At 71.8% G+C, this 24,244-nt stretch carries 23 protein-coding genes; 14 read left to right on the forward strand and 9 right to left on the reverse strand.

What is annotated here, in order from left to right:
- Positions 1 to 310: 310 nt before the first annotated feature.
- Together VQ02_RS27790 and VQ02_RS27795 are read left to right on the forward strand one after the other, a co-directional pair.
- Positions 311 to 958, forward strand: a complete 648-nt coding sequence (locus tag VQ02_RS27790; RefSeq protein ID WP_048447490.1) for a LysE family translocator — start codon at positions 311 to 313, stop codon at positions 956 to 958.
- Positions 959 to 987: 29 nt separating this feature from the next.
- Entirely contained in the window at positions 988 to 1,878 is an 891-nt protein-coding gene (locus tag VQ02_RS27795; protein ID WP_048447491.1) for a dihydrodipicolinate synthase family protein, read from the forward strand.
- Between the two features lie 61 nt (positions 1,879 to 1,939).
- On the opposite strand, the gene VQ02_RS27800 is transcribed toward VQ02_RS27795, so the two are convergent.
- A complete protein-coding gene (locus tag VQ02_RS27800) occupies positions 1,940 to 2,962 on the reverse strand; it encodes a ribonuclease Z (RefSeq protein ID WP_048447492.1) in 1,023 nt (340 codons plus the stop codon).
- Between the two features lie 227 nt (positions 2,963 to 3,189).
- On the opposite strand from VQ02_RS27800, the gene VQ02_RS27805 reads away from it, so the two are divergent.
- A complete protein-coding gene (locus VQ02_RS27805; RefSeq protein WP_048447493.1) occupies positions 3,190 to 4,545 on the forward strand; it encodes a pentapeptide repeat-containing protein in 1,356 nt (451 codons plus the stop codon).
- Between the two features lie 6 nt (positions 4,546 to 4,551).
- Here VQ02_RS27805 and VQ02_RS27810 read toward each other — a convergent pair whose 3' ends face one another.
- The 4 genes from VQ02_RS27810 to VQ02_RS27825 all read right to left on the reverse strand — a co-directional run bounded on the left by VQ02_RS27810 (position 4,552) and on the right by VQ02_RS27825 (position 7,975).
- Positions 4,552 to 5,295: an ABC transporter ATP-binding protein gene (locus VQ02_RS27810; protein ID WP_048447494.1), complete on the reverse strand. Its 744-nt coding sequence runs from the start codon at positions 5,293 to 5,295 to the stop codon at positions 4,552 to 4,554.
- Complete coding sequence (locus VQ02_RS27815) at positions 5,283 to 6,038, reverse strand: ABC transporter permease (RefSeq protein WP_048447495.1); 756 nt, start codon at positions 6,036 to 6,038, stop codon at positions 5,283 to 5,285. Before VQ02_RS27815 ends, VQ02_RS27810 begins: the two co-directional genes overlap by 13 nt.
- 85 nt (positions 6,039 to 6,123) lie before the next feature.
- On the reverse strand, positions 6,124 to 7,164 hold the full coding sequence (locus VQ02_RS27820) for an ABC transporter substrate-binding protein (protein ID WP_048447496.1): 1,041 nt from the start codon (positions 7,162 to 7,164) through the stop codon (positions 6,124 to 6,126).
- Positions 7,165 to 7,447: 283 nt separating this feature from the next.
- Complete coding sequence (locus tag VQ02_RS27825; RefSeq protein ID WP_048447497.1) at positions 7,448 to 7,975, reverse strand: Lrp/AsnC family transcriptional regulator; 528 nt, start codon at positions 7,973 to 7,975, stop codon at positions 7,448 to 7,450.
- Positions 7,976 to 8,203: 228 nt separating this feature from the next.
- Here VQ02_RS27825 and VQ02_RS27830 point away from each other — a divergent pair, with 228 nt between their 5' ends.
- Together VQ02_RS27830 and VQ02_RS34960 are read left to right on the forward strand one after the other, a co-directional pair.
- Complete coding sequence (locus VQ02_RS27830; protein ID WP_048447498.1) at positions 8,204 to 9,814, forward strand: GMC family oxidoreductase; 1,611 nt, start codon at positions 8,204 to 8,206, stop codon at positions 9,812 to 9,814.
- 225 nt (positions 9,815 to 10,039) lie between these two features.
- Positions 10,040 to 10,951 carry a DMT family transporter gene (locus VQ02_RS34960; protein ID WP_157080845.1) on the forward strand — a complete coding sequence of 304 codons (912 nt, stop codon included), beginning with the start codon at positions 10,040 to 10,042 and terminating at the stop codon, positions 10,949 to 10,951.
- A 108-nt stretch (positions 10,952 to 11,059) separates the two neighbouring features.
- Here the strand turns inward: VQ02_RS34960 and VQ02_RS27840 are convergent, their stop codons facing one another.
- Positions 11,060 to 11,383: a YnfA family protein gene (locus tag VQ02_RS27840; RefSeq protein WP_048447499.1), complete on the reverse strand. Its 324-nt coding sequence runs from the start codon at positions 11,381 to 11,383 to the stop codon at positions 11,060 to 11,062.
- A 39-nt stretch (positions 11,384 to 11,422) separates the two neighbouring features.
- Complete coding sequence (locus VQ02_RS27845; protein ID WP_048447500.1) at positions 11,423 to 12,421, reverse strand: SDR family oxidoreductase; 999 nt, start codon at positions 12,419 to 12,421, stop codon at positions 11,423 to 11,425.
- 435 nt (positions 12,422 to 12,856) lie between these two features.
- Between VQ02_RS27845 and VQ02_RS27850 the strand changes: the two genes are divergently transcribed.
- From VQ02_RS27850 to VQ02_RS27875, 6 genes are read left to right on the forward strand one after another with little or no spacing between them, the layout of a single operon-like run.
- Positions 12,857 to 14,173: an ABC transporter substrate-binding protein gene (locus tag VQ02_RS27850; protein WP_048447501.1), complete on the forward strand. Its 1,317-nt coding sequence runs from the start codon at positions 12,857 to 12,859 to the stop codon at positions 14,171 to 14,173.
- A gap of 4 nt (positions 14,174 to 14,177) precedes the next feature.
- Positions 14,178 to 15,110 (forward strand): branched-chain amino acid ABC transporter permease, encoded by a 933-nt coding sequence (locus VQ02_RS27855; protein ID WP_048447502.1) that lies wholly within the window; start codon positions 14,178 to 14,180, stop codon positions 15,108 to 15,110.
- A gap of 31 nt (positions 15,111 to 15,141) precedes the next feature.
- Positions 15,142 to 16,074 carry a branched-chain amino acid ABC transporter permease gene (locus VQ02_RS27860; RefSeq protein WP_048447503.1) on the forward strand — a complete coding sequence of 311 codons (933 nt, stop codon included), beginning with the start codon at positions 15,142 to 15,144 and terminating at the stop codon, positions 16,072 to 16,074.
- The gene (locus VQ02_RS27865) at positions 16,071 to 16,841 is read left to right on the forward strand and encodes an ABC transporter ATP-binding protein (RefSeq protein ID WP_048447504.1); all 771 of its coding nucleotides are present in this window, start codon (positions 16,071 to 16,073) and stop codon (positions 16,839 to 16,841) included. Before VQ02_RS27860 ends, VQ02_RS27865 begins: the two co-directional genes overlap by 4 nt.
- A complete protein-coding gene (locus tag VQ02_RS27870; RefSeq protein ID WP_048447505.1) occupies positions 16,828 to 17,484 on the forward strand; it encodes an ABC transporter ATP-binding protein in 657 nt (218 codons plus the stop codon). Before VQ02_RS27865 ends, VQ02_RS27870 begins: the two co-directional genes overlap by 14 nt.
- An 18-nt stretch (positions 17,485 to 17,502) precedes the next feature.
- Positions 17,503 to 18,252 (forward strand): SDR family oxidoreductase, encoded by a 750-nt coding sequence (locus VQ02_RS27875; protein ID WP_048447506.1) that lies wholly within the window; start codon positions 17,503 to 17,505, stop codon positions 18,250 to 18,252.
- A 49-nt stretch (positions 18,253 to 18,301) separates the two neighbouring features.
- Here VQ02_RS27875 and VQ02_RS27880 read toward each other — a convergent pair whose 3' ends face one another.
- Positions 18,302 to 18,898 carry a phasin family protein gene (locus VQ02_RS27880; protein WP_048447507.1) on the reverse strand — a complete coding sequence of 199 codons (597 nt, stop codon included), beginning with the start codon at positions 18,896 to 18,898 and terminating at the stop codon, positions 18,302 to 18,304.
- 408 nt (positions 18,899 to 19,306) lie between these two features.
- Positions 19,307 to 20,197, reverse strand: coding sequence for a bifunctional DNA-formamidopyrimidine glycosylase/DNA-(apurinic or apyrimidinic site) lyase (gene mutM / locus VQ02_RS27885; protein WP_048447508.1), 891 nt, complete (start codon positions 20,195 to 20,197; stop codon positions 19,307 to 19,309).
- A 119-nt stretch (positions 20,198 to 20,316) separates the two neighbouring features.
- On the opposite strand from mutM, the gene ubiE reads away from it, so the two are divergent.
- From ubiE to VQ02_RS27900, 3 genes are all read left to right on the forward strand, one after another.
- Entirely contained in the window at positions 20,317 to 21,075 is a 759-nt protein-coding gene (gene ubiE / locus VQ02_RS27890) for a bifunctional demethylmenaquinone methyltransferase/2-methoxy-6-polyprenyl-1,4-benzoquinol methylase UbiE (protein ID WP_048447509.1), read from the forward strand.
- Between the two features lie 10 nt (positions 21,076 to 21,085).
- Entirely contained in the window at positions 21,086 to 22,636 is a 1,551-nt protein-coding gene (ubiB, locus tag VQ02_RS27895; RefSeq protein WP_048447510.1) for a 2-polyprenylphenol 6-hydroxylase, read from the forward strand.
- A gap of 366 nt (positions 22,637 to 23,002) precedes the next feature.
- The gene (locus VQ02_RS27900; RefSeq protein WP_048447511.1) at positions 23,003 to 24,235 is read left to right on the forward strand and encodes an ABC transporter substrate-binding protein; all 1,233 of its coding nucleotides are present in this window, start codon (positions 23,003 to 23,005) and stop codon (positions 24,233 to 24,235) included.
- The last annotated feature ends 9 nt before the right edge of the window (positions 24,236 to 24,244 follow it).

Raw genomic sequence — 24,244 nt, forward strand, 5'->3', positions numbered from 1 at the left:
CAAATCCTGTCCCCGCAACCACGATACGAAAAGCCCCGTCGGGATATCCCGGCGGGGTTTTTGCGTTCGGGGTGATCTCCGGCTCGTCGCTGGACCGATCCGAGGCCGTGCTTGGCCAGAGCCTATGTGTCGCCGCAGGGGTTGGTGCCGTGAGGCGCGACGAGGCGAGGAAGCCGCGCCAACTGGCCCAGGCCGAACGCGCCGAACTGGCCGTGGGAGGTCGGCCGGATTGCCGGTATCTGCCCCGCTCGTCCACGAAACGTGGCGCAGGGCCGATGTCCCTGCCCCATTCCGATCCCGAGCTTCCACGATGCCCGATCCGACCTCCCTCGCCCTCTACGCCGCGGCGGCGCTGTTGCTCGCCGTCACCCCCGGTCCGGGCCTCTTCTACGTTGCGGCGCGCACCCTCGCCGGGGGACGCGCCGAGGGCGTCGCCTCGAGCCTCGGCACCGGACTGGGCGGGCTGATCCACGTCCTGGCGGGCGGCCTCGGCGTGTCCGCCCTCGTGCTCGCGAGCGCGGAGCTGTTCACCGCGCTGAAGCTCGTGGGGGCTGTCTACCTGGTCTGGATCGGCTATCGCACCTGGCGCTCCGCTCGCCGGGACGGGTCGGCCGCCGTGCAGGGCGGTGCGGCGCCGCCGGTCGGGCCGGGCCGCGCGTTCCGGGAGGGCGTGCTGGTCGAGGCCCTGAACCCCAAGACGGCGGCGTTCTTCCTGGCCTTCGTGCCGCAATTCGTGGAGCCGGACGCCGGCCACGTCGCCCTGCAATTCGTGGCGCTCGGCGCCCTGTCGGTCGCCCTCAACACCCTCGCTGACCTTGCGGTCGCCGTCGCGGCGAGCCGGATCCGGAGCGGGGCCGCGTCCCGCCCCGGCTTGATCCGCCGCCTGCGCGAAGCCTCGGGCGGAGCGATGATCGCGCTGGGGCTCGGTCTCGCCCTGGCGCGACGGCCCGCGGCGTGACGCTGGTCCGGACACGAAGGAGCGATCCGATGCGCCTGACAGGCCTCTCCGCCTTTCCGATCACGCCCGCCGATGCCGGCGGCCGGGTCGACCGTCCGGCCCTGCGCCGCCTCGTCGCCCGCCTCTGCGAGGCCGGTGTCGACTCGATCGGCCTCCTCGGCTCCACCGGCTCCTACCCCTACCTCACGCGGGAGGAGCGCCGCGGGGCGCTCGAGGCCGCGCTCGACGAGGCGGCGGGCCGGGTGCCGGTGATGGTCGGGGTCGGCGCGCTGCGGACCGACGAGGCCGTGCGGCTGACGCAGGACGCGCGGGATGCGGGCGCTGCCGGCGGGCTCCTCGCGCCGGTGTCCTACACGCCGCTCACCGACGACGAGGTGTTCGAGCACTTCGCCACGGTGGCCCGCGAGGGCGGCCTGCCGCTCTGCATCTACGACAACCCGGCCACCACCCATTTCCGCTTCGGTCCGGCCCTCGTCGGCCGGTTGAGCCCGCTGCCCGGCATCGTCGCGGTGAAGAGCCCGGGCCCGGAGCCCGAGATCGTGGCCGCGCATCTGGGCACCTTGCGGGGCGTCGTGCCCGAGGGATTCTCCCTCGGCTACAGCGGCGACTGGAACGCGACCGAGGCGCTGCTCGCCGGTGCGGATGCCTGGTACAGCGTCGTGGCGGGCCTGTTTCCGCAGGTCGGCGTCGGGATCGTCCGGGCCGTGCGGGCCGGCGACGCCGCCGAGGCGCGACGGCTCGATGCCCGGCTCAGGCCCCTCTGGGCCCTGTTCCGGGAGTACTCGAGCCTGCGGGTCATGGTGGCCTGCGCCGATCTCCTCGAGATCTGCCACGCCGTGCCGCCGCGCCCGATCCTTCCGCTCGCCGCAAAGGCCCGGCGAAAGGTGGCGGCGGTGCTCGCGGACCTCGATCTCGGTTAGGGATCGCGCCCTCCCGCACGCCATCAGGGTGCGCCGCCGTGGCCGGTGCGGCGGCCCGCGATCACGTCCGTTCGTCCGACGCCGCGCCGGTGGGGCCCTCGCCCCGGAACGCCGCCCGCGCCTCCGCCTCGACGGCGCCCGGCCGCTCAAGGTAGCGGGCCGAGTGGTGGAACGTGGTGAGATGCCTGGCCCCCGCCGCCCGTGCCAGGGCGCCGGCCCGCGCCGCCGTGAGGTGGCGGGTGCGGGCGGCCACGTCGCGGTCGGCCTCGAGGAAGGCCGCCTCGATGAAGAGATGATCGGCCCCCCGCGCCAGGGCGACGATGCGCGCGGCGTTCTCCGGCGTGTCGGCCGCGTCGGTCACGTAGGCGACCTTCTGGCCGGGGCCGAGGCGCAGCACGGTCTCCCGTAACGCGCCGAGGGCGACCGTGACGCCGTCCGCCACGGCGATGCGGGTCTCGTCCGGTGCGCCGCGGCGCGCCGCGCGCTTGGCCTCGGCGAGCCAGGGGCCGACCGGAAGGCCCTGCGCCTCGAGCGCCCCCTGCAGGACGTTCACCCGCACCGGTTCGACCAGGGCGAAGGCCAGCGACGGGATACCGTGGTCGAGCGCGACGGTCTCCATGCGAAAGGCCTCCTCGTCGAGGACGCGGCCGGGCGCCAGGGCCGGAGGGGCGTGACCCCGGCGGCGAAAGGCCTCCCGGGACCGGAACTCGGCCGAACGGGCGATGCGGTCCGCCTCGACCTCGTGGACGATGAGGCGAAAGTCGACCGCGTCGGAACCGAGCAGGTTCCACGTGTAGGAGCGCAGCCGGTGCTCGACCTGGTCGACGATCCCCGGCGGTCCGACCAGGCGCAACGGCGCCGGCCGGTGCAGGCAGAGGCGCAGGAGACGGTCGAAGCCGCCGAAATGGTCCATGTGGGTGTGCGAGACGAAGGCATCGCTCACCCGCATCACCTCCCTGGCCGAGAGCCGGCCGAGATCGCCGAGGTCGAACAGGAGCGCCCGGCGGCCGAACCGGACGTCGAGGTAGACGCCCGGATCGGAGAACGGATCGTTGAGCAGGCGGGATTGCACGAGCCACGTCATCACCCTCCAACCCGTCGGACCGGTGATCGGATCGCCTGCTCCACCTCCCCCGCCTCCGCGAGAGCTCGCGGCCATCGCGGCGCGGATCCGGCCGCTGGCCCCGCCGTTGCATTCCCGCCGGGTCCGTGGCTGATACCGGCGGCATCGGCTCGGCCTCATCTCGCAAGGAACACCCGTGCGCCATGGCATGGACAGGCCCATCACGCGCATCGGGCACGGCTGACGCCGTGGATCCCGCACGTCACGTCGTTCCCCCGCGCGTCGGCGCGCTCCTCTCCGAGATCGCGGCCCTGGGCGGCCTTCCCCTGCGCCGCGACGGCCAGCCCCTCGCGCTGCGTGGGGCAAACCTGAGCCGGGCGGCCCTCGCGCCGCTCGCCGGGGACGCGGCCTGGTGGGACGCGGCGCGGCAGGGCCTCAACCTCGTCGAGGCCGAGATCCCGGGCAGCGACCTGGAGCAGGCCGACCTCACCGGCGCCAACCTGAAGCGCGCCCGGCTGGCGGGCGCCCTCGCGCGCTCGGCGGATTTTTCCGGTGCGCTGATCGAGGAGGCCGATTTCAGCAAGGCCGACCTCAGCGGCGCCCGCTTCGCCGGCGTGGCCGGGGGCCAGGCCAATTTCAGCGAGGCGATGCTTGAGGATGCGGGCTTCCAGGACGGGGCTTTGCGCTTCGCGCGCCTGCCCCGCAGCCTGCTCGACGGGGCGGACTTCTCCGGCGCCGACCTCTGGGGCGCCGACTTCACCGGCGCCGACGCCGACTATACCCGCTTCCGCGGGGCGCGGCTCGACGAGGCCGACCTGTCCGACGCCAACCTGACCCATGCCGATTTCGCCGGGGCGAGCCTGACCAAGGCGCGCCTCGCCGGCTCGCGCCTGCGCAGCGCCAAGCTGACGGGTGCCAAGCTCGACGGGGCCGACCTCTCCGGGGCCGACCTCTCGGCCACGGATCTCGTGCGGCTCGACCTGTCGTCCTGCGGCCTGCGCCACACCCGCTTCGCCGGCGCCTGGCTCAACGGCACGCGCTTCCGGGCCGCGCAACTCGGCGGCGCGGTGGGCGAGGAGATCGCCGGCGAGTACGAGGCGGCCAAGGCCAGCTATCTCGCCCTCGAGCAGAACTTCCAGAGCATCGGCAGCCACGACGAGGCGGGCTGGGCCTATCGCCGCCGCCGGCAGATGGGCCGCCTGCATGCCGGGGCCCAGGCCCGCGCCGCCTGGCGGGCGCGCGACCGCGGCGGCCTCATGCGCCACGGCTACCGCTGGCTCGCCGACCACTTCGTCGAGTGGCTGTGCGAGTACGGCGAGAGCCTGTCGCGGATCTTTCGCGCCTTCGCACTGATGATCGTGGCGTTCGCGGGGCTCTACGGCCTCACCGGCGGCCTGATCCCGGAGGGCGGCACCGCGGCGACCTACAACGTCCTGGATCTCCTGAGCTACAGCGCCCTCAACATGATGACGGCGAACCCGCCGGAGATCGGCATCAAGCCGGTCGGCCGGGTGACCAACCTGCTCGTCGGCGTCCAGGGCGGAACCGGGATCGTGCTGATGGGCCTGTTCGGCTTCGTGCTCGGGAACCGGATGCGGCGCTGACGCCGCTCACCGGCCCGACAGGTCCTGCCGGATCGCCTGCGCGATCGCCTTCAGCTCCGGCGCCGCACGGTCGCGGGGCTGCGGCGGCGTGACCATGTGCTCGGCGACGATCCGGCCCGGGCTGCCCGCCAGCACCACGACCCGGTCGGCGAGGTAGACCGCCTCCTCGATGTCGTGGGTCACGAACAGCACGGTCTGGCCGGAGGCGCGGCAGAGCCGGGCGAGCTCGTCCTGCAGGTTCTCGCGGGTGAGCGCGTCGAGGGCCGAGAATGGCTCGTCCATCAGGAGCACGTGCGGCTCGACCGCGAGCGCCCGGGCGAGCGACACCCGCTGGCGCTGGCCGCCGGAGAGCTGGAACGGCCAGCGCCCGGCGAGATCCGCGAGGCCCACCCGCGCCAGCGCGTCCTGCGCCCGGCGGCGGCGCTCGGCCCGGGGCAGGCGCAGTTTCTCGAGCCCGAACGCCACGTTGTCGAGGACGCGGCGCCAGGGCAGCAGGCGGGAATCCTGGAACACGAGGGCGACCGCCCGGCGGCCGGGCTCCGGCTCGCTCACCCTGACGGTGCCGGCGCTGGGCCTGACGAGGTCGGCGATCACCCGGAGCAGCGTCGACTTGCCGACGCCGGAGGCGCCGACGATCGCCAGGAACTCGCCCGGCGCGATGTCGAGGTCGAGGCCGGAGAGCACCGTGGTGCGGGCGCCGTCGCGGGTGAAGGCGAGGGCGAGGCCCTGGATCGCGATCAGGCCCGCCATCGGAGCATCCAGCGCTGGAGGGCCGTGAAGGCGGCGTCGAACACGCCGTAGAGGAGCGCCATGGTGAGCATGTAGACGACCACGATGTCGGTCGCGAGCATCGTCGAGGCCTGCATCATCCGTTGCCCCAGGCCCGCGACGCCGAAGATCTCGGCCGCCACCACCGCCATCCAGGCCTGCCCGATAGCGGTGCGCACGCCGACGAGGATCCCCGGGGTGGCGGCGGGCCACACCACCGTGACCAGGCGCTCCGGGCCCGAGCGGAAGCCGAAGGCCGCCGCCAGCTCGATCAGGTCGCGGTCGACGCCGCGGATCGCCCCGTGGCTCGCGAAGTAGACGATCCAGAACACCCCGATGGCGACGATGAACACCGCCGCCTGCGGGCTGACCCCGAACCAGATGATGGCGAAGGGCACCCAGGCGAGGCCCGGCACCGGGCGCAGGACCCGCACCACCCAGGCGGTCAGCCCTTCCGCCCTGCGCGAGAGGCCCGTCACGGTGCCGGCCGCGATGCCAAGGCCGACGCCGAGGGCGAGGCCCGCCGCGTAGTGCCCGAGGCTCCCCGTGATGGCGGCGAGCCACTGGCCGGAGCGCAGCTCGCGCAGGAAGGCCGCCGGCACCTCGGAGGGCGGCGGCAGGAAGGCCGGGTTGACGAGGCCGAGCCGGGGCACGGCCTCCCAGAGGGCGAAGAACGCGGCGAGCCCGGCGAGCGGGAGCAGGCCCGCGGCGCTGCGGCCCCTCACCGGCGACGGTCCGCGCGAGGAGGACGCACTCGCGAAGGGTTCGCTCGCGAAGGCTTCACTTGTGGCAGACTCACTTGGGACGGGCTCACTTGCCGGCGGCCGCGCGCTCGTAGAGGCGCGGCTCGAACAGCCCGTCGAGGGGCACCTCGCGCTCGAGCGCCCCGATCTTCACCTGGTAGCGCTGCATGGCGGCGGTGGCCTCCACGATGGCGCGGGGATCGGCGGCGAACCGCGTCGCCGGCGAGGCGAGCGCCCGGCGGATCGTGTCGGTGTCGACGAGCCCCTTGCCGAGGGCCGCCTCGATGATCGGCGCGACGCGCCCCGGCTCGCGGCCGATCAGGTCCACCGCCTGCACGATGCCGGTCACGATCGCCTGCGCGGCCTCCGGCTCCTTGTCGAGGAGGGTGCGGGTCACGGCGACGACGGTGCCGGGCTGGTTCGGGAACATCTCGCCGCCGAGCGCCATCAGGCGGACCGCCGGGTTGCGGCCGGTGACGATCGAGACCGCGGGCTCGCGCAGGATGCCGCCCTCGACGGCGCCGGCGAGCACGGCCTGCTGGGTCGCGTCGATCCCCATCGACACGATCGCGACGTCCTTGGGATCGGCCTTCGCCACCTCCCACAGCCAGTGCTGGAGCGTGGTGTTGGGGACCGAGCCGAGGGGCTGGGTGGCGAGGCGCGCCGGCGTGCCGTTCGCCGCGCGGTAGCGGCGAAACACCTCCGCCGGGGCGACCCCGGGCTCGGCGAGGCGCGCGAGCTTCGGGCCGGCGACGAAGACGTTCTCCTCGACGGCGGTGGCGGCCACCACCTTCACGTCGATGCCCTTCGACCGGGCGACGCCGAGGGGCGCCACGCCGGCGACGTAGACGTCGAGGGTGCCCGACGCGAGGGCCTGGATCATGTTCGGGCCCGACTCGAAGGTCGTGACGCTGAGCGACAGCCCCGCCTGCTTGAGCCAGCCCTCCTTCTCGGCGACGTAGATCGGGGCGGCGGCGAGGATCGGGATCACGCCGACCCGCAGCGGCGCGGCGCGGCCCTGCGCGACGGCCCGCGTCGCGCCGCCCAGCACGGCTCCGGCCGCGAGAACCGGGCCTGCCCCGAGGATGCTGCGTCGCGTGATGGTCATGGCGGCCCGCCCGAGTGGAGGAATCACGTCCGCTTAGGGCATCCTCCCGCCAAGGTGCAAGAACGGCGTCGATGTAAGAAAAATATTCTCCATATCGACTTATAATTGGTATGGTTATCTGTTTCCTTGCGGAAGTGGAGAAGGCCCCACCGTCCCGGGCGTGGCGAAGTACGGCTGGTCCAAGTTCCCGGGTCGGCGTGGGTCCGGCCGGCAGGGGCGAGCGCCGGCCGGGATCCGTCCTCGGTCCCGGCCTGCTCTCCAAGCTCGCAGGGCGGGACCTCGGTCAGTCCAGCGCCGCCTCGAGATCGATCGCCGTGTCGTACTTGACGCGATTGAGGTTGAAGCTCGTGCGGAAGCGCCGGATGTTGTGCTCGTTGGCGAGCACCTCGCGCACGAACGCGTTGTAATGCTCCATGTCGCGGCAGGCGACCACCAGCAGGTAGTCGCTCTCGCCCGAGATGAAGTAGCATTGCTGGACAGCCTTCTGTGCCGCCATCTTGCGTTCGAAGATGGCGAGCACGTCCTCGCGCTGACGGTCGAGCTCGACGCTCACGAAGGCGATCAGCGTGCTGCCCACCCGCGCCGGATCGACGATCGCCACCTCCCGGCTGATATAGCCCTCGTCGTGCAGACGCTTCACGCGCCGTGAGCACGGGGCCGGCGAGAGACCGACGCGCCCGGCCAGCCCCTGATTCGTGATCCGGCTATCCCGCTGAAGAATATCGAGGATCTTTCGATCGATGCGATCCAGCGCCGTGGCGGGTGGGTGCCGCGGCGCCTGAGGATTGCTGTTACCGGCTGATTTCTGCATCGCGATTGCTCAAATCCCGGCTCGGCGAGCAAACTGATGATCACGGATTGCTGAAATACGCAACACGCCGCAATCGGGAAGCGAGTAGGCTCGAAGCACCTCGAGGCACGGAGCCCTCATCGGGCGCTTCCGCGATGACCTGGAGCGGGCGCGGCTCTCGACGTTCGAGGCAACGACGCCGCGCCGCCCCTTCGAGAGGCGTGGTGCAGCCGAAAGGATCTTCGCACGATGACTGACGACGACAACGACGGCAGTGAACTGGCTCGGCGGTCTCGAGAAAATCAGAAGCGGCTGACGGCAGAACTGAAGCATCGCTACGACTTCATCGTCTGCGGCGCGGGTGCGTCGGGCTCCGTGGTGGCGCGCCGCCTCGCCGAGAACCCGGACGCGCAGGTGCTGCTGGTCGAGGCCGGCGGGAGCGACGAGGCCGAGACCGTGCTCGATCCGGCGTTGTGGCCGGCCAACCTCGGCAGCGAGCGGGACTGGGGGTTCCAGGCGCAGCCGAACCCGCACCTGAACGGCCGCGCGCTGTCGATGTCCATGGGAAAGGGGCTCGGCGGCGGATCCAGCATCAACGTGATGGTGTGGGCGCGCGGGCATCGGGCCGACTGGGACTTCTTCGCATCGGAGACGGGGGATGCCGGCTGGGGCTACGACAACGTCCTCGACATCTACCGGCGGATCGAGAACTGGCGGGGCGCACCCGATGCCCGGTTCCGCGGAAGCGCAGGACCCGTCTGGGTGCAGCCCGCGTCGGATCCGAGCCCACTCACCCACGCCATGCTCGACGCCGCCCGGGAGCTCGGGATCCCCACCTTCGATCACCCGAACGGGGAGATGATGGAGGGGGCCGGCGGGGCGGCGATCACCGACATGCTGGTCCGCGACGGCCGACGGCACTCGCTCTACCGGGCCTATGTCCACCCCTGGCTCGACCGCCCCAACCTGACGGTCCTGACCGGGACCACGGTGCGCCGGGTCCTGTTCGAGGGCCGGCGCGCGACCGGGGTCGAGATCCTTCGCGAGGACCACATCCTCACCGTGGGCGTGCGGGCCGAGGTCGTTCTGTGCCTCGGCGCGATCCAGACGCCGAAGGTGCTGATGCATTCAGGCATCGGGGACAGTGCGGACCTCGTCCGCCACGGACTCCCCGTGGTGCAGCACCTGCCGGGGGTCGGGCGGAACCTCCAGGACCATGTCTCCTTCGGGTGCCTCTGGGAGTACGTCGCGCCGGTCGCGCCCCGGAACAGCGGGAGCGAGGCGACGCTCTACTGGAAGAGCCGTCCCGCGCTCAATTCGCCCGACCTCCTCTTCTGCCAGGTCGAGTTTCCGGTCCCGAGCGAGCGGACGGCCGCGCGAGGCGTGCCAGCCCACGGCTGGACGATGTTCGCCGGTCTCGCGCAGCCGGCGAGCCGCGGCCGCCTGCGCCTGCGGAGCTCGGATCCGCTCGCGCCGCTCGCGATCGACGCCAACATGATGGCGGATCCCGCCGACATGAGAACGGCGACCGCCTGCGTCGAACTGTGTCGCAGCTTAGGCAACGTGGCCGCCTTCCGGCCGCTGGTCCGCGGCGAAGCACTGCCCGGGAATCTCAAGGGCGACGCGCTCGAGGATTTCATCCGCGACGCGGCCGTCACCTACTGGCACCAGAGCTGCACCGCCAAGATGGGTCGGGACTCGATGTCCGTCGTGGACGGTTCGCTGAAGGTCTACGGGGTCGACGCTCTCCGCGTCGCGGACGCCTCGATCATGCCCCGGGTGACGACCGGAAACACCCAGGCGCCCTGCGCCATCATCGGGGAGCGTGCCGCCCAGATGATCCGTCAGGTGCATGGCTGACCGCGCATCGCGAGCCGGGATGCGACGGTGCGCGGGGCGGAGCCGGATGCGTCCGAGGACCGGGACCCGGTACTGGCGTGGTCCCGACGCCCGGCACCTCACTCGTCATGACCGTCGCCACCCGCTCCAAGCGCTTCCCGTCGTGCTAACAGCTCAGTTAGGCCTATGGTGGGGGGCGGAGGCGACGCGCGGCCGCCCCCGTGACGGCAGGGCGGTGTGACGGCGATGAGGAGCACGGCGACGCGAGCGCGCGATGGCTCGACCCCGGCCGCGGTCGGCCTGACGATCCTGGCCGGCCTGCTCTACGTCCTGGGCTACGCGCTCTCCAAGAGCCTGGTCGCGAATGACGGCCTCACCCCCCTGCAGGTGACCTTCCTGCGCTGCGCCGTCGTCCTCGTCGGCGGCCTGGGCGCGGCGGCATGGCCCGGGGGCCGGGTAACGTGGCGCCGCCTCGTGCGGCCCGAGAAGGCCTGGGAGCAGCGCGCCGCCGCGGCCGCGCTCGTCGTGTCGAACGCGCTCGCGGTGCTCGCCTACGCTCTGCTGCCGGTCACCGCCGCCTCGGCGCTCGGCTTCACCGCCCCGCTGATGCTGACGCTGCTCGGCGGGCTGCTGCTGCGCGAGCGCGTCCCGCTCGGCCGCTGGCTCGGCACCCTGCTCGGCTTCGCCGGGATGCTGCTGATCGTGAGGCCGGGCGGAGAGGCGAGCATGCTCGGCATCGCGGCGGCCTTCGGAGGCGCCCTCACCTACGCGGTCTATCAGGTGATGATCCGCCGCCTGCGCGATGCGGCCACCACCCTCGACACGATCCTGCAGGTCGCCCTGGTCGGCGTCGTTCTGCTGGCCGCGCTGGTGGCCGCGGACTGGCGACCCGTCAGCGCCAGGGCCGCGGCGCTCGTCCTGCTGGTGACGGCCGTCCAGACGGCAGCCCTGGCCAGCATCGCGGCGGCGCTGCACCGGGGGGAGGCGTCGCGGCTCGCGCCGTGGCAGTTCTCAGGCCTGCTCTGGGCCATGGCCCTCGACGCGCTCCTGCTCCAGGTCGTCCCCACGCTCGGAGGCCTGGTCGGCGGGGGCTTCGTCATCGGCGGCGGCGTGCTGGCTCAGATCGCGGGCCGGCCGCGGACGGGCGGGGCCGCCTGATCGGGACGCCGCCGGCCAGTGGCCTTCGCGTTCCCGGCGGGGCCGGTCGGGTGCGGCCCGAGCGCCTGTTCCCCTCCGGCGGGAAGGACTTCGGAGCGAGGCGCCCGCTCACCCCCGCGGCGCCAGCACGATCACCGCCGCCCCGGCGAGGCAGAGGGCGGCGCCGGCCGCGTCGAAGCGGTCGGGCCGCTGCCCCTCCGCCGCCCACAGCCACAGGAGCGAGGCGGCGATGTAGATCCCGCCATAGGCCGCGAAGGCCCGGCCGGCGGCGTCGGACTCGGTCAGCGCCAGCAGGTAGGCGAAGGCGCCGAGAGCCGCGGCTCCCGGCACCAGCCACAGGGGCGAGGCGTTCAGCCGCCACCAGGCCCAGACCGAGAAGCACCCGGCGATCTCGGCGAGCGCGGCGGCGGCGTAGAGGAGGAAGGTGGGCATCGCCCCGCTTCTCCCATGCCCGCCCCCCTCGGGAAAGGGTCAGGCCCGCCGCTTCATCAGCGCCGCCGCCGCGAGGCCGACGCCCGCCATCACCGCCCCGGTGGTCAGGGGGTGGAGCTTCGCCCGCGTGTAGGTGCTGGTGTGGCGCACCATCCCGGGATGGTCGCCGCGCACGTGGCCGTCCTGGCCCGGCTGGTGGAGGGCGCCGTCCGGGTCCCGCGGCGGCTCGGAGCGCAGCTGCTGGCCCGCCATCACCGAGCCGAGGCGATCGAAGGTGCCCGGCGCGAGCTTCTTGAGCCCGGTCATCGCCCGGCCGCCGCCGCCGACGATGATCTCCCGCTGCGGGTAGACGGCGGCATGCAGGATGGCGTGGGCGACCTCGTCCGGGTGGTAGACCGGCGGCGGCAGCTTCGGCTCGCGGTCGAGGTAGTTGCGGGCGTGCTGCGGGAACGGCGTGTCGATCGCCGCCGGCTTGATCAGCGTGACCGAGACCGGGGCGCGGTCCAGCTCCAGCTCGGCCCTGAGCGCGTCGGTGAAGCCCCGGATGGCGTGCTTGCTCGCCGAGTACATGCCCTGGAGCGGGATCGCGAGGTCGGAGGCGATGCTGCCGAGGTTGATGATCGCGCCGCCGCGCCGGCGCAGGTACGGCGCCGCCACGAGCGAGCCGTAGACCACGCCCCAGAAATTGGTCTGGAACAGCCGGTCGTGGTCCTCGTCGCTCACCTCCTCCAGTCGGCCGTAGATCGAGATGCCGGCGTCGTTGACCCAGGTGTCGAAGCCGCCGAAGCGCTGCACCGCCCTGTCGGCGATGGCCTGCACGTCCTCCCGCCGGCCGACATCGGCGACGACGTGGGTCGCCTCGCCGCCCGCCGCCTCGATCTCCTCCTGGATCACCGCCAGCGCCTCGGCGTTGCGCGAGGCCAGCACGACCTTGGCGCCGGCCTGGGCCGCCATGCGGGCGGTGGCGAGGCCGATCCCGCTCGACCCGCCCGTGATGACGATCACCTGCTGGGCGAGAGGCTTGTGGGCGTGGCTCATGGAGTCCTCCGTACAGGATGGGGGTATCCAGGCCACAACGATGGGGGGCGTGCATCGTTCATTCGGCGCGTCGGCACGGGTGCAGGGACGTTCCATCCCGGTTCGCGTCCCTCCCCTTTCCCGGACGACCGGAGCGTCAGCGGAAGGAGATCCGGGAAAGGGCGCAGTGCTTATCTGGATGATGAGCTCGGGTGGATCCATGTCGGACGGCGCCTTGGCCTCGATTGTCGTGCGATGTGCCGCACCACGATCGAGCCGCACCCGCCCATCCCATATCCAGAACCTCTCGCTCGAGCCCGAACAAGCTATTGGACATGGGGCTAGCACACCCCCATGATCCCGGCCGCGGCGAGGCCCCCGACGCCAAACTCCAGAGGGGCCCGTCCGCGCGTGAAGTCAGGGAGGAAGCCTATGGCTGGGACGGGTCGTGCCGGTATGCTCACGCGGCGCGAGGCGCTGGTCGGCGCGGGTGCCGCAGGGGCGAGCCTGATGTTGCCAGGCGGCTCCGCCTGGGCGCAGGGCGCGGCCAAGCCCGCCGAGCTGAAGGTCGGCATCGCCACCTACCTGTCGGGCCCCGCGAGCGTCTTCGGCGTGCCGGGCCGCCAGACCGCCGAGATGCTGTTCGACGAGATCAACGCCGCCGGCGGCATCGCCGGGATCAAGGTGCGGCCGATCTTCGTCGACGAGGGCCCGGGCGTCGACCACGTGGTCGGTGAGTACCGCCGCCTGGTGCAGTCGGAGGGCGTGCACCTGATCTTCGCGGCGATCTCCTCGGCCGACTGCATCGCCTGCGCGCCGCTCGCCGACGAATTGAAGCGCCCGACCCTGCTGTGGGATTGCGGCACCCAGCGCATCTTCGAGGACAACCGCTACAATTACGCCTTCCGCACCCAGGCCAACGCCACGCCGGAGATCCTGGCGGCGCTCCTCTACCTCCTGAAGGCCAAGCCCGACTTCAAGTCGATCGCGGTGATCAACCAGGACTACGCCTGGGGCCGCGATTCCTGGGACATCTTCCGCACCGCGATGAACACCCTGAAGCCCGGGGTGAAGGTCTCGGCCGAGCTGTTCCCGCGCTTCGGCGCCACCGACTTCTCGACCGAGATCACCCGGGTGCTGGCCCTGCGGCCCGACGTGGTCCTGTCGACCTCCTGGGGCGGCGACCTCGACGCGCTGATCCGCCAGGCCTCGGACCGCAAGCTGTTCGAGCGCTCGACCTTCGTGATGCCGCTCGCCGAATCCTCGCTCCAGCGGGTCGGCAAGGCGCTGCCGGCCGGCCACATCGTCGGCGCGCGGGGCGACCACTGGTTCCTGCACCCCTCGCCGGCCGATCCCGAGCGGCTGAAGCGCTTCAGCGACAATTACCGCGCCAAGTACAATGCCTGGCCGATCTATCCGTGCTTCCACATGGCGCAAGCCGTCTCGGCGATGAAGGTCGGCATCGAGAAGGCGGTGGCGGCCAAGGGCGGCGGCTGGCCGACCGATGCCGAGCTGGCAGCGGCCTTCAAGGGCCTCGAATTCCCCTCGCCCACCGCCAGCGTGCGCATCCGCGAGGACGGCCAGGGCCTCGAGAACCAGCTCATCGGCACGACGCTGCACACCGACAAGTACCCGTTCCCGGTGCTCACCGACATGATCGTCTTCCCGGCCGAGTCCGTGACGACGCCGGTCGGCCAGAAGAGCGCCGACTGGCTCAAGACGCTGACCCCCGAGATGGTGGCGAAGCTCCCGCAGGCGCAGGCCTTCAAGTAGCGTCATGGCCTGGTTGTCGGAGAACGGGATCCTCGTCGGGCTCGCCCTGCTCGACGGGTTGTCCTACGCCGCCGCCGTGTTCATGGTGGCGGTGGGCCTGAACCTGGTGTTCGGCGTGCTGCGGGTGCTCAACGTCGCCCATGGCAGCCTCTACGCCATCGGCGGCTACGCGGCCGCGTCGATCGGGCTGTTCGCGGCCTCCCTCGGCGCGCCGCCCTGGCTCGGCCTGCCGATCCTGCTCGCGGCGGCGGTCCTCGTCGGCGCCCTGCTCGGGCCGGTGATCGAGCGGCTCCTGCTGCGCCGGATGCAGGACCGGGAGCCGGTGCTGCAGCTCCTCGTCACCTTCGCGCTGTTCATGATCCTGGAGGACCTGCAGAAGCTGGTCTGGGGCGTGCAGCCGGTGGTGTTCGACGCGCCGCTGAAGTGGCTCGGCACCGTCGACGTGCCGTTCGGGACCGACGTCATCCCGTTCACCGCCTACCAGCTCTACGTGCTGCCGGGGGTGGCGCTCGCCACCCTCGCCATCCTCGCCTACGTGCTCCGCTACACGCTCACCGGCCGCATGGTCGTCGCCGTGACCGTCGACCGCGAGGCGGCGCGCGCCATGGGCATCGACGCCGCCAAGGTGACGATGCTCACCTTCACGGTCGGTGCGGCGCTGGCCGCCCTCGGTGGGGCGCTCGCGGCGCCCACCGTGTCGCTGGTGCCGGGTGTGGGCGCCTCGACCATCGTGCTCTCCTTCGCGGTGGTGGCCACCGCCGGCCTCGGCCAGATCGAGGGAGCGGCGGTCGCGGCGCTCCTGATCGGCCTCGGCCGTTCCTTCGCGGTCTACGTGGCGCCCGAGTTCGAGGTGGTGGTGCCCTACGCCATCATGGTGGCGGTGCTGCTCTTCCGGCCGCAGGGGCTGTTCGGCGTGGCGGAGACCCGGCGGATATGACCTGCGCTCTCACCCAAGGAGGCGTGGCCCGATGACCCGCCGTTCCGAAACCCTCCTCGCCCTCGCCGGCGCCGTGCTGGTTCTAGGGCTCGCCTACGCGGTGCCGTGGCTGCGCTTCGTCCTCACCATCGCGCTCGCCAAGGGGCTGGCGGTGCTCGGCATCCTGCTGCTGCTGCGGGCCGGCCAGGTCAGCTTCGGCCACGCGCTCTACCTGGCGCTCGCCGCCTACACGGTGGCGTTCGGGGCGGTCGTGGTGCCGGAGGCCCTGCTGCTCCTGCCCGCCGCGGCTTTCCTCGCGGGCGTGGTCGGCCTGCTGATCGGCCTGTTCGTGGTGCGCTACCGCGAGATCTTCTTCGGCATGCTGAATCTCGCGCTCAGCATGGTGTTCTACTCGGTGCTGGAGAAGTTCTACTCCCTCACCCACGGCGCCGACGGCATCCGGCTCCCGCCCGTGACCTTCCTCGGCCGGCCGCTCGCCGGCGAGGCGGGCGAGTGGACGGTGCTGGGCATGGCGCTCGTGCTGGCGCTCGCCTGCGGTGCGCTGGTGCGGGTGGCCCTGGCTTCCCCTCTCGGGGAGGCGCTGGCCGGCATCAAGACCCGCGAGACCCGGCTCGACTTCATGGGCGTGTCGCCGAAGCGCGTGCTGCTCGCGGCCTACGTGGCGTCCGCCGTGATGGCGGGCTTTGCCGGCGCGATCATCGCGCTCACCACCCGTCACGTGACGCCGGCGCTCAGTTACTGGACCACGTCCGGAGAGCTCGTCTTCATCGCGATCCTCGGCGGGGCCGGCAGCGTGATCGGGCCGTTCCTGGGGGCCGCGGCCTACGAGCTGACCCGGGTCTACGCGGCGGCCACCTTCGCCAATGCCTGGCAGATGGTGCTCGGCCTCGTGCTCCTCGGCGTCATCGTGTTCGCGCCGGGCGGCATCTGGGGGATGATCGCGAGCCGCAGGAGGGCCGCATGACCGCGCTCCTCTCGGCCAGGGGCCTGCGCCTCGCCTTCGGCGGCCTCAAGGCCGCCGACGGGATCGACCTCGACGTGGAGGCCGGCGAGTTCCTGGCGATCATCGGCCCGAACGGCGCCGGCAAGACCACCTTCATCAACATGACGACCGGCTACCTGAAGCCGCAAGGCGGCTCGATCGCCTTCGAGGGCCGGCCGATCCTCGGCCTGTCGCCGCGGCGCATCGTCGGTCTTGGCGTCGCGCGCAGCTTCCAGCTGCCGCAGCTCTTCACCGAGCACACGGTGCTGCAGAACGTGGCGCTGGCCGTGGCGGCCCGCGAGGGCGTGTGGTCGGTGCTGAGCCCCTTGCTGCGCCCGCGCTTCCGCGACGAGGCGGCGGAGCTGATTTCGCGCTTCGGCCTCTCCCGCATCGCCGAGGTGCGGGCCGATGCCCTCAACGAGGGCGCCCGCAAGCTCGTCGACATCGCGATGGCGGTGGCGCTCCGCCCTCGCCTGCTCCTGATGGACGAGCCGACGAGCGGCGTCGCGGCGGCCGAGAAGATGGCGATCGTCGAGACCCTGGTGCGGGTCCTGCGCGAGGCGCGCGTGACGGCGGTGTTCGTGGAGCACGACATGGAGGTGGTCGGGCGCTTCGCCGACCGGGTCGCGGTGTGGGGCCAGGGGCGCATCGCGGCGCTCGGGCCTCCCTCCCAGATCCTCAACGACCCCGAGGTGCAGCGCACGGTGATCGGCATCGCACCCGTGGGAGGCGCCCATGCTGCGGCTTGAGGGAGCGGCGGTCGAGATCGCGGGCGCACCCGTGCTGCGCGGGGTCTCGCTCCAGGTGCCGCCGGGCGGGCGCGTGGCGCTGATCGGCCGCAACGGCGCCGGCAAGACCACGACGCTGCGCGCCCTGATGGGGCTCCTCCCCTTGCGGGCCGGCTCGATCGCGCTCGACGGGCAGGAGGCCGGCTCTGTTCCGGCCCATCACCGCGCTCGGCTGGGCATCGGCTACGCCCCGGAGGAGCGCAAGCTGTTCGGTAGCTTCACGGTGCAGGACAACCTGCTGCTGCCGGCCCAGGTGCTGGGCCTGCCGAGAGGGGAAGTCTCGCGGCGGCTCGAGGCCGTCTACGCCCTCCTGCCGGAGCTGAAGGACTTCGCCCCCCGCAAGGCGGCGGGCCTGTCGGGCGGCCAGGGCAAGATGGTGGCGCTCGGCCGCGCGCTGATGGTCGGCACGCGGGCGGTGCTCCTCGACGAGCCGTTCCAGGGCCTCGCCCCGGCGCTGGCCCTTCGCTACGCCGAGGCCCTGGCCCGCTTGCGGGCCGCGCTGCCCGACGTCGCGATCCTGATCACCGAGAGCAGCCCGGACCTGCTGCGGGCGCTCGTCGACACCACCATCCAGATCGAGCGCGGCGAGATCTCGGCCGCCTGACGTACAAGGAGTGATCCCATGAGGCTGAACGGCAAGATCGCGATCGTCACCGGCGCCGGCGGCGGCTTCGGCGAGGGCATCGCCAAGCGCTACGCCGAGGAGGGCGCCAAGGTCGCGGTGCTCGACCTGCGTGGCGACGCCGCCGAGCGCGTCGCAAAAGAGATCGGGGCGGCGGCGATCGCCATCGCGGCCGATGTCGGCAGCGCGGAGGACGTGCAGGCGGCGGTGCGGCGCACCACCGAGGCCTTCGGCACGCCCCACATCCTCGTCAACAATGCCGGCACCACCCACCGCAACCAGCCGCTGATGGAGGTCGACGAGGAGGCGTTCGACCGGGTCTTCCGGGTCAACGTGAAGTCGATCTTCCACTTCGTCCGGGCGCTGGCGCCGGCAATGCGCGACAACGGCGGCGGCGTGATCCTCAACGTCGGCTCGACCGCCGGCATCCGGCCGCGGCCGGGCCTGACCTGGTACAACGCCTCGAAGGGGGCGGTGAACCTGATGTCGAAGTCGCTCGCCGTCGAGCTGGCGCCGTGGAAGATCCGCGTCAACGCGCTCTGCCCGGTGATGGGCGAGACCGGCCTGCTCGAGGCCTTCATGGGCGTCCCGGACACGCCCGAGAACCGCGCCAAGTTCGTCGCCACGATTCCGCTGGGCCGGATGTCGCGCGCCACCGACATCGCCAACGTGGCGCTGTTCCTGGCCTCCGACGAGGCGGAGTTCATCACCGGCGTCGAGATGCCGATCGACGGCGGCCGGACGGTCTGAATCGAAACCTTGGGCCCGCGCCCCCCGGTCGGGGGCGCGGGCCCCTGCCTCAGCGGGCCGCCGGCAGCGGCTTGACGCTGGAGCAGATCTTGCCGACCTCCTCGAAGGAGCGCAGCGACTTCTCCGCCACGGCCTGGGCGTCCTGGACCAGGCTCTGCACGCTCTCGCGCATCATCTCGCTCTGCAGCATCGAGAATTCCTGCACCGAGCGGGCCCCGGCCAGCCGCTTCAGGCCGTCGAGATTGCGCTGCCAGCGCTTCTGCCCGAGCTCCACGGAGCTGCGCCAGGCGTCCTGCATCGCGTGGGTCATGACCGTGCCGCAGCGGGCGATGGCCTCGGTGTTCTGCCGGGCCTGCTCGGCGAACCGCTCGCCGTCCTCGCTGCCGACGCCGACCGTCCGCGCCAGTTGCTCGTTGAACTCGCGCGCGGTGCGCGAGACCGTCTCGACGCTCATCTGCATGATCTGCTGCGCGTTGTCTGCGGTCTTGCCTTGCAGGGAGCCGACGCGGTCGAGATTGTCCTTGGCGAGGTCGGCCATCCTGGACGCCTGCGCGGCCCCGTGCTCGATACCGTTGGATGCACCGTCCTGAGCATTCTTGACTGGCTCGGTCTTCTTGGCTTGTTCGGAATGCTGGGTCGTAGCCATTTGGATACTCCTCGTCTCTGTCAGACGATGTGCCGGGGCCCCCGCCCTCCCCGGATGTGGCTCTACTTATAGTCTTTCTTCGATTTGCTGTTATTGTTGCATCGCGTTGCTTGGAATTTTGCGATGCAACGCGCATAGAATACAATCGGTGCGAAGGTGCGATAACATACGATACGATCGAAAATTTCGGCGACGACCAGGATTATGGAGGCGCGGCGTCGGGACAAGGCCCGGAGCCGGCAGGGCGGACCGGCAGCCTCCGATACGTCGTCAGGCCTGAGCCGGCCGGGGCTTCGTCGGGTCAGTCCTCGCCCACATCCGGACCGGCGAAATCGATGAGATCGGCCGATCCGGACACCGCGCGCATAAGCCTCCCTTCACGGACGGGTTGGGCGTTCGCACGCGCCCTCACCCTGGCTGGCAGGTCTCGCAGTAGAACGTCGACCGCCCCGACTGCACCAGCCGCCGGACCACGCCGCGGCAGCCCTTCGCCGTGCAGGCCAGGCCCTCGCGGTCGTAGACCCGGAAGGCGTGCTGGAAGGCGCCCTGGCTGCCGTCGGTGTGGACGTAGTCGCGCAGGGTCGAGCCGCCGGCCGCCACCGCCTCGGTCAGGACGTCGCGGATCACCGTGGCGAGGCGCTTGGCCTTCGGCGTCGGGCGGCCGGCGGCGTCGGCGAGCGTCCCGGCCGCGGCCTCCGGGTGGAGCCTGGCCCGGTGCAGCGCCTCGCAGACGTAGATGTTGCCGAGGCCCGCGATCAGCCGCTGGTCGAGGAGCGCGGCCTTGAGCGGCGTGCGCTTGCCCGCGAAGAGCCGCGCGATCGTCTCGCCGGAGAGCTCGTTGCCGAGGGGCTCGATGCCCATGCTGGCGAAGTGGCGGCTGGTGGCGAGCTCCGCCGAGGGCACCAGGTCCATGAAGCCGAAGCGGCGGGCGTCGTTGTAGACGACCCGGGCGCCGTTCGAGAGGCGGAAGTCGACGTGATCGTGCTTCGCCTGCCCCTGCGCGCCCTCGAGGTAGAAGTCGCCCGGCGAGAGGTGCCGCCCGTCCGGCAATCGCACGTCGAACCGCCCGCTCATGCCGAGATGCATGATCAGCGCTTCGCCGGAGGAGAGCTCGGCGACGAGGTACTTGGCGCGCCGCGACAGGGCCGCGACCTCCTGGCCCCGCACCCGCTCGACGAAGCGCGGCGGGAAGGGGAAGCGCAGGTTCGGCCGGTTCAGTACGACCTCGGTGAAGCGGGCGCCGACCAGGGCGGGCTCGAGGCCCCTTCGCACGGTCTCGACTTCGGGCAGCTCGGGCATCGGTCTCCCGTGGACAAGGGGAATGGGCGCGACGAAGCGCACCTCTCGCGATCGCAGGCCAAGATGGTGATTTGCCACCGGCTTCGCTATGCAGGCCGCCTGACAGGGGACCAGACCGCATGGCCGGCGACGAGACCAGCACCGATTTCGGCTTCGAGCGCGTCCGGCTCGAGGAGAAGCAGGACCGCGTCAACGAGGTCTTCCGCTCGGTGGCCAAGCGCTACGACCTGATGAACGACCTGATGTCGGGCGGCCTGCACCGGGCGTGGAAGAGCGCCTTCGTGTCGACCTTGCGGCCCTCGCGCACCCGGCCGTTCCGCCTGCTGGACGTGGCCGGCGGCACCGGCGACATCGCCTTCCGGACCCTGGAGGCGGGCGGGCCCGACACCAAGGTCACGGTGCTCGACATCAACGAGGCGATGCTGGGCGTCGGCCGCGAGCGGGCGGGCCAGCGGTACGGCTCGCGCATCGACTTCGTGGCCGGCAACGCCGAGGCGCTGCCGATGCCGCCCGAGACCTTCGACGCCTACACCATCGCCTTCGGCATAAGGAACGTGCCGCGGATCGAGCACGCGCTGGCGGAAGCGCACCGGGTGCTCAAGGTCGGCGGGCGCTTCCTGTGCCTCGAATTCTCGCACGTCGACGTGCCGGGGCTCGACAAGCTCTACGAGGCCTACTCGTTCCGGGTCATCCCGCGCCTCGGCTCGCTGGTGGCCGGCGACAAGGAATCCTACCAGTACCTCGTCGAGTCGATCCGCCGCTTCCCGACCGCCGGCGCCTTCGCGCGGATGATCGAGGAGGCCGGCTTCGGCCACGTCACCCACCGGCCGCTCTCGGGCGGCATCTGCGCCATCCATTCCGGCTGGAAGCTCGCGTGAGCCGCCGCCCGTGCTGAGCGTCGTCGCCCACCTCGCGCGGGGCATCCATGTCGGCTGGGTGATGGCCCGCGAGGGCGCGCTCGCCTTCGTGGACGCCGCCGAGCTGCCGCCCCACCTGCGCCTCGTCCTGCGCTTCGGCCGCAAGCTGGAGCGGCCGGGCCTCGGCCCCGGCCGCCTGCCCTCCGCCCTGACCCGGCTCGGGCCCTCCTACGTCAAGTTCGGCCAGTTCCTGGCGACGCGGCCCGACATCGTCGGCATGGCGGCCGCCCGCGACCTCGAGCGCCTGCAGGACCGGGTGCCGCCCTTCCCGCAGGAGGTGGCGGTCGCGACCCTCGAGGCGTCCCTCGGCAAGCCGCTCGCCGAGGTGTTCAGCTCGTTCAGCGCGCCGATCGCCGCCGCCTCGATCGCCCAGGTCCACAAGGCCCATTACCGCGACCGCGACGGCACCGAGCGGGTGGTCGCGGTCAAGATCATGCGGCCGGGGGTGCGCGAGCGCTTCGCCCGCGACATCCAGGCCATGCGCTTCATGGCCCGGGTGGTCGAGGCCCTGCGGCCGGAGGCCGAGCGCCTGCGCCCGCGGGAGGTGGTGGAGACGCTCGCCCGCTCCGTCGCCATGGAGATGGACCTCAGGCTCGAGGCCGCCGCCCTCTCGGAACTCGCCGAGAACATCAAGGACGATCCCGAGTTCCGGGTGCCGCAGCCGGTCTGGGAGCTGACCGCCCGGGACGTGCTGGCGAGCGAGTGGATCGACGGCATCCGCCTCAACGACCGCGAGGCGATCGTGGCGGCCGGCCACGACCCGGCGGTCCTCGGGCAGACGGTGATCCAGTCGTTCCTGCGCCACGCCATCCGGGACGGCTTCTTCCACGCCGACATGCATCCCGGCAACCTGTTCGTCGATCCGGCCGGGCGCCTGGTGGCGGTGGATTTCGGCATCATGGGCCGGCTCGGCATCAAGGAGCGCCGCTTCCTCGCCGAGATCCTGTTGGGCTTCATCCTGCGCGACTACCGCCGGGTGGCGGAGGTGCATTTCGAGGCCGGCTACGTGCCCTCGCACCACTCCGTCGACGATTTCGCGCAGGCGATCCGGGCGATCGGCGAGCCGATTCACCAGCGCCGGGCCGACGAGATCTCGATGGCGAAGGTGCTGACGCTCCTCTTCGACGTCACCGCCCTGTTCGACATGAGCACCCGCACCGAGCTGGTGATGCTCCAGAAGACCATGGTGGTGGTCGAGGGCGTCGCCCGCTCCCTCGATCCGCGGCTCGACATGTGGACCTCGGCCGAGCCGGTGGTGCGGGCTTGGCTCGCCCGCAACCTCGGGCCGATCGGCCGGGCCGACCAGGCCCGACGCGCCGTCCTGACCCTCGCCGACGTGGTGGCGGACGTGCCCGACCTCGCCCAGCGGGCGAAGCGCGTGCTGGTGCGCCTCGACGAGGAGGGCCTGCGCGAGGTCTCCCGCGTCGAGCGCCGCATCCGGATCGAGACCAAGCGCATGGTGTGGTCGACCCTGGCGCTGTGGGCGATCGCCGGGTCGCTGCTGGCGATCGCGCTGCGGTGACAGCGGGCCGCTGAAAGATGATGCGACGTCGCCGCGCCGACTTGTCCGCCTCTCTGAGGCATTCCGTGGCTCGAAGGCGAGAGCCCGGAATTCAGAACCGCGTATGGTGAAGAATGAGGCGGGATGCGGTCCGCCCTATTCTGGATCACCCGCGGTTCTGGGCGTGCCTTAGGCACTCCGGGCTCCGCTGCGCGGCTCCGGAATCACGCGGTGGGTGAGACGAGCGGTCGTGAAACGCGGTGGATGGCCGTTCTGCCGTCTCGCAAGTCCTTTCCCGGCTTGCGTCCCGCCGCCCGACCCCTTCTGATGGGCTCACGGCGCCACGATCCGCTCGACCAGAAGCGGACGGCGCCCGGGAGAACGCCCATGCTCACCCCCCTCCGCGCCACGTTGCTCACCGCCGCGGCCCTCTGCGCCCTCGCGGCCCCGGTCCGGGCCGCCGAGCCACGCCTCAGCGACGGCAAGGTCAAGCTCGCTGTGCTCAACGACATGTCGAGCGTCTACGCCGATTCCACCGGCCGCGGCTCGGTGATCGCCGCCGAGATGGCGGTGAAGGACTTCGGGGGCACCCTCGACGGCAAGCCGATCGAGGTCGTCTTCGCCGACCACCAGAACAAGCCCGACATCGGCTCCAACGTCGCCCGGCAATGGTACGACCGGGACGGCGTCGACGTGATCCTCGACGTGCCGACCTCCTCGGTGGCGCTGGCCGTGCAGCAGATCGCCAAGGAGAAGGGCAAGCTGCTCATCGTCTCGGGCGGCGGCACCTCGGACCTCACCGGCCCGCAATGCTCGCCCACCGGCATCCACTGGACCTACGACACCTACGCGCTCTCGCACGTCTCCGGCAGCGCCGCGGTGAAGAAGGGCCTCGACACCTGGACCTTCGTCACCGCCGACTACGCCTTCGGCCACGCCCTCGAGCGCGACGCGATCGCGGAGGTGAAGCGCTCCGGCGGCAAGGTGGTCTCCACCGTGCGCGCGCCCTTCGCCACCGCCGACTTCTCGTCGTTCCTGCTCCAGGCGCAGGGCTCGGGCGCCAAGCTCGTCGCCTTCGCCAATGCGGGCGGCGACACCATCAACGCGGTCAAGCAGGCGCACGAGTTCGGGCTGGTCCAGGGCGGCCAGACCCTGCTGGCGCTCCTCATCAACATCGACGACGTGCACAGCCTCGGCATCGACGTGGCGCAGGGCCTGCTCCTCACCACCGCCTTCTACTGGGACCGCACGCCGGAGACCCGCGCCTTCGGCAACCGCTTCAAGGAGAAGGCCGGGCTGATGCCGACGATGCACCAGGCCGGCGTCTACTCGTCGGTGCTGCACTACCTCAAGGCCGTGCAGGCGGCCGGCACCGACGACGCGAAGACGGTGGTCGCCAAGATGCGCGAGCTGCCGGTCAACGACATGTTCGCGAGCAACGGCCGGATCCGCGAGGACGGCCGCATGGTCCACGACATGTACCTGATGCAGGTGAAGACGCCGAAGGAATCGACGGGCGAGTGGGACCTCTACAAGCTCGTTGCCACCGTGCCGGGCGACGAGGCGTTCCGGCCGATGGCGGAAGGCGGATGCCCGCTGGTGAAGGCGGCGGCGAAATAGGCCCCGGCC

The organism is Methylobacterium variabile (assembly GCF_001043975.1).
GTDB lineage: Bacteria > Pseudomonadota > Alphaproteobacteria > Rhizobiales > Beijerinckiaceae > Methylobacterium > Methylobacterium variabile.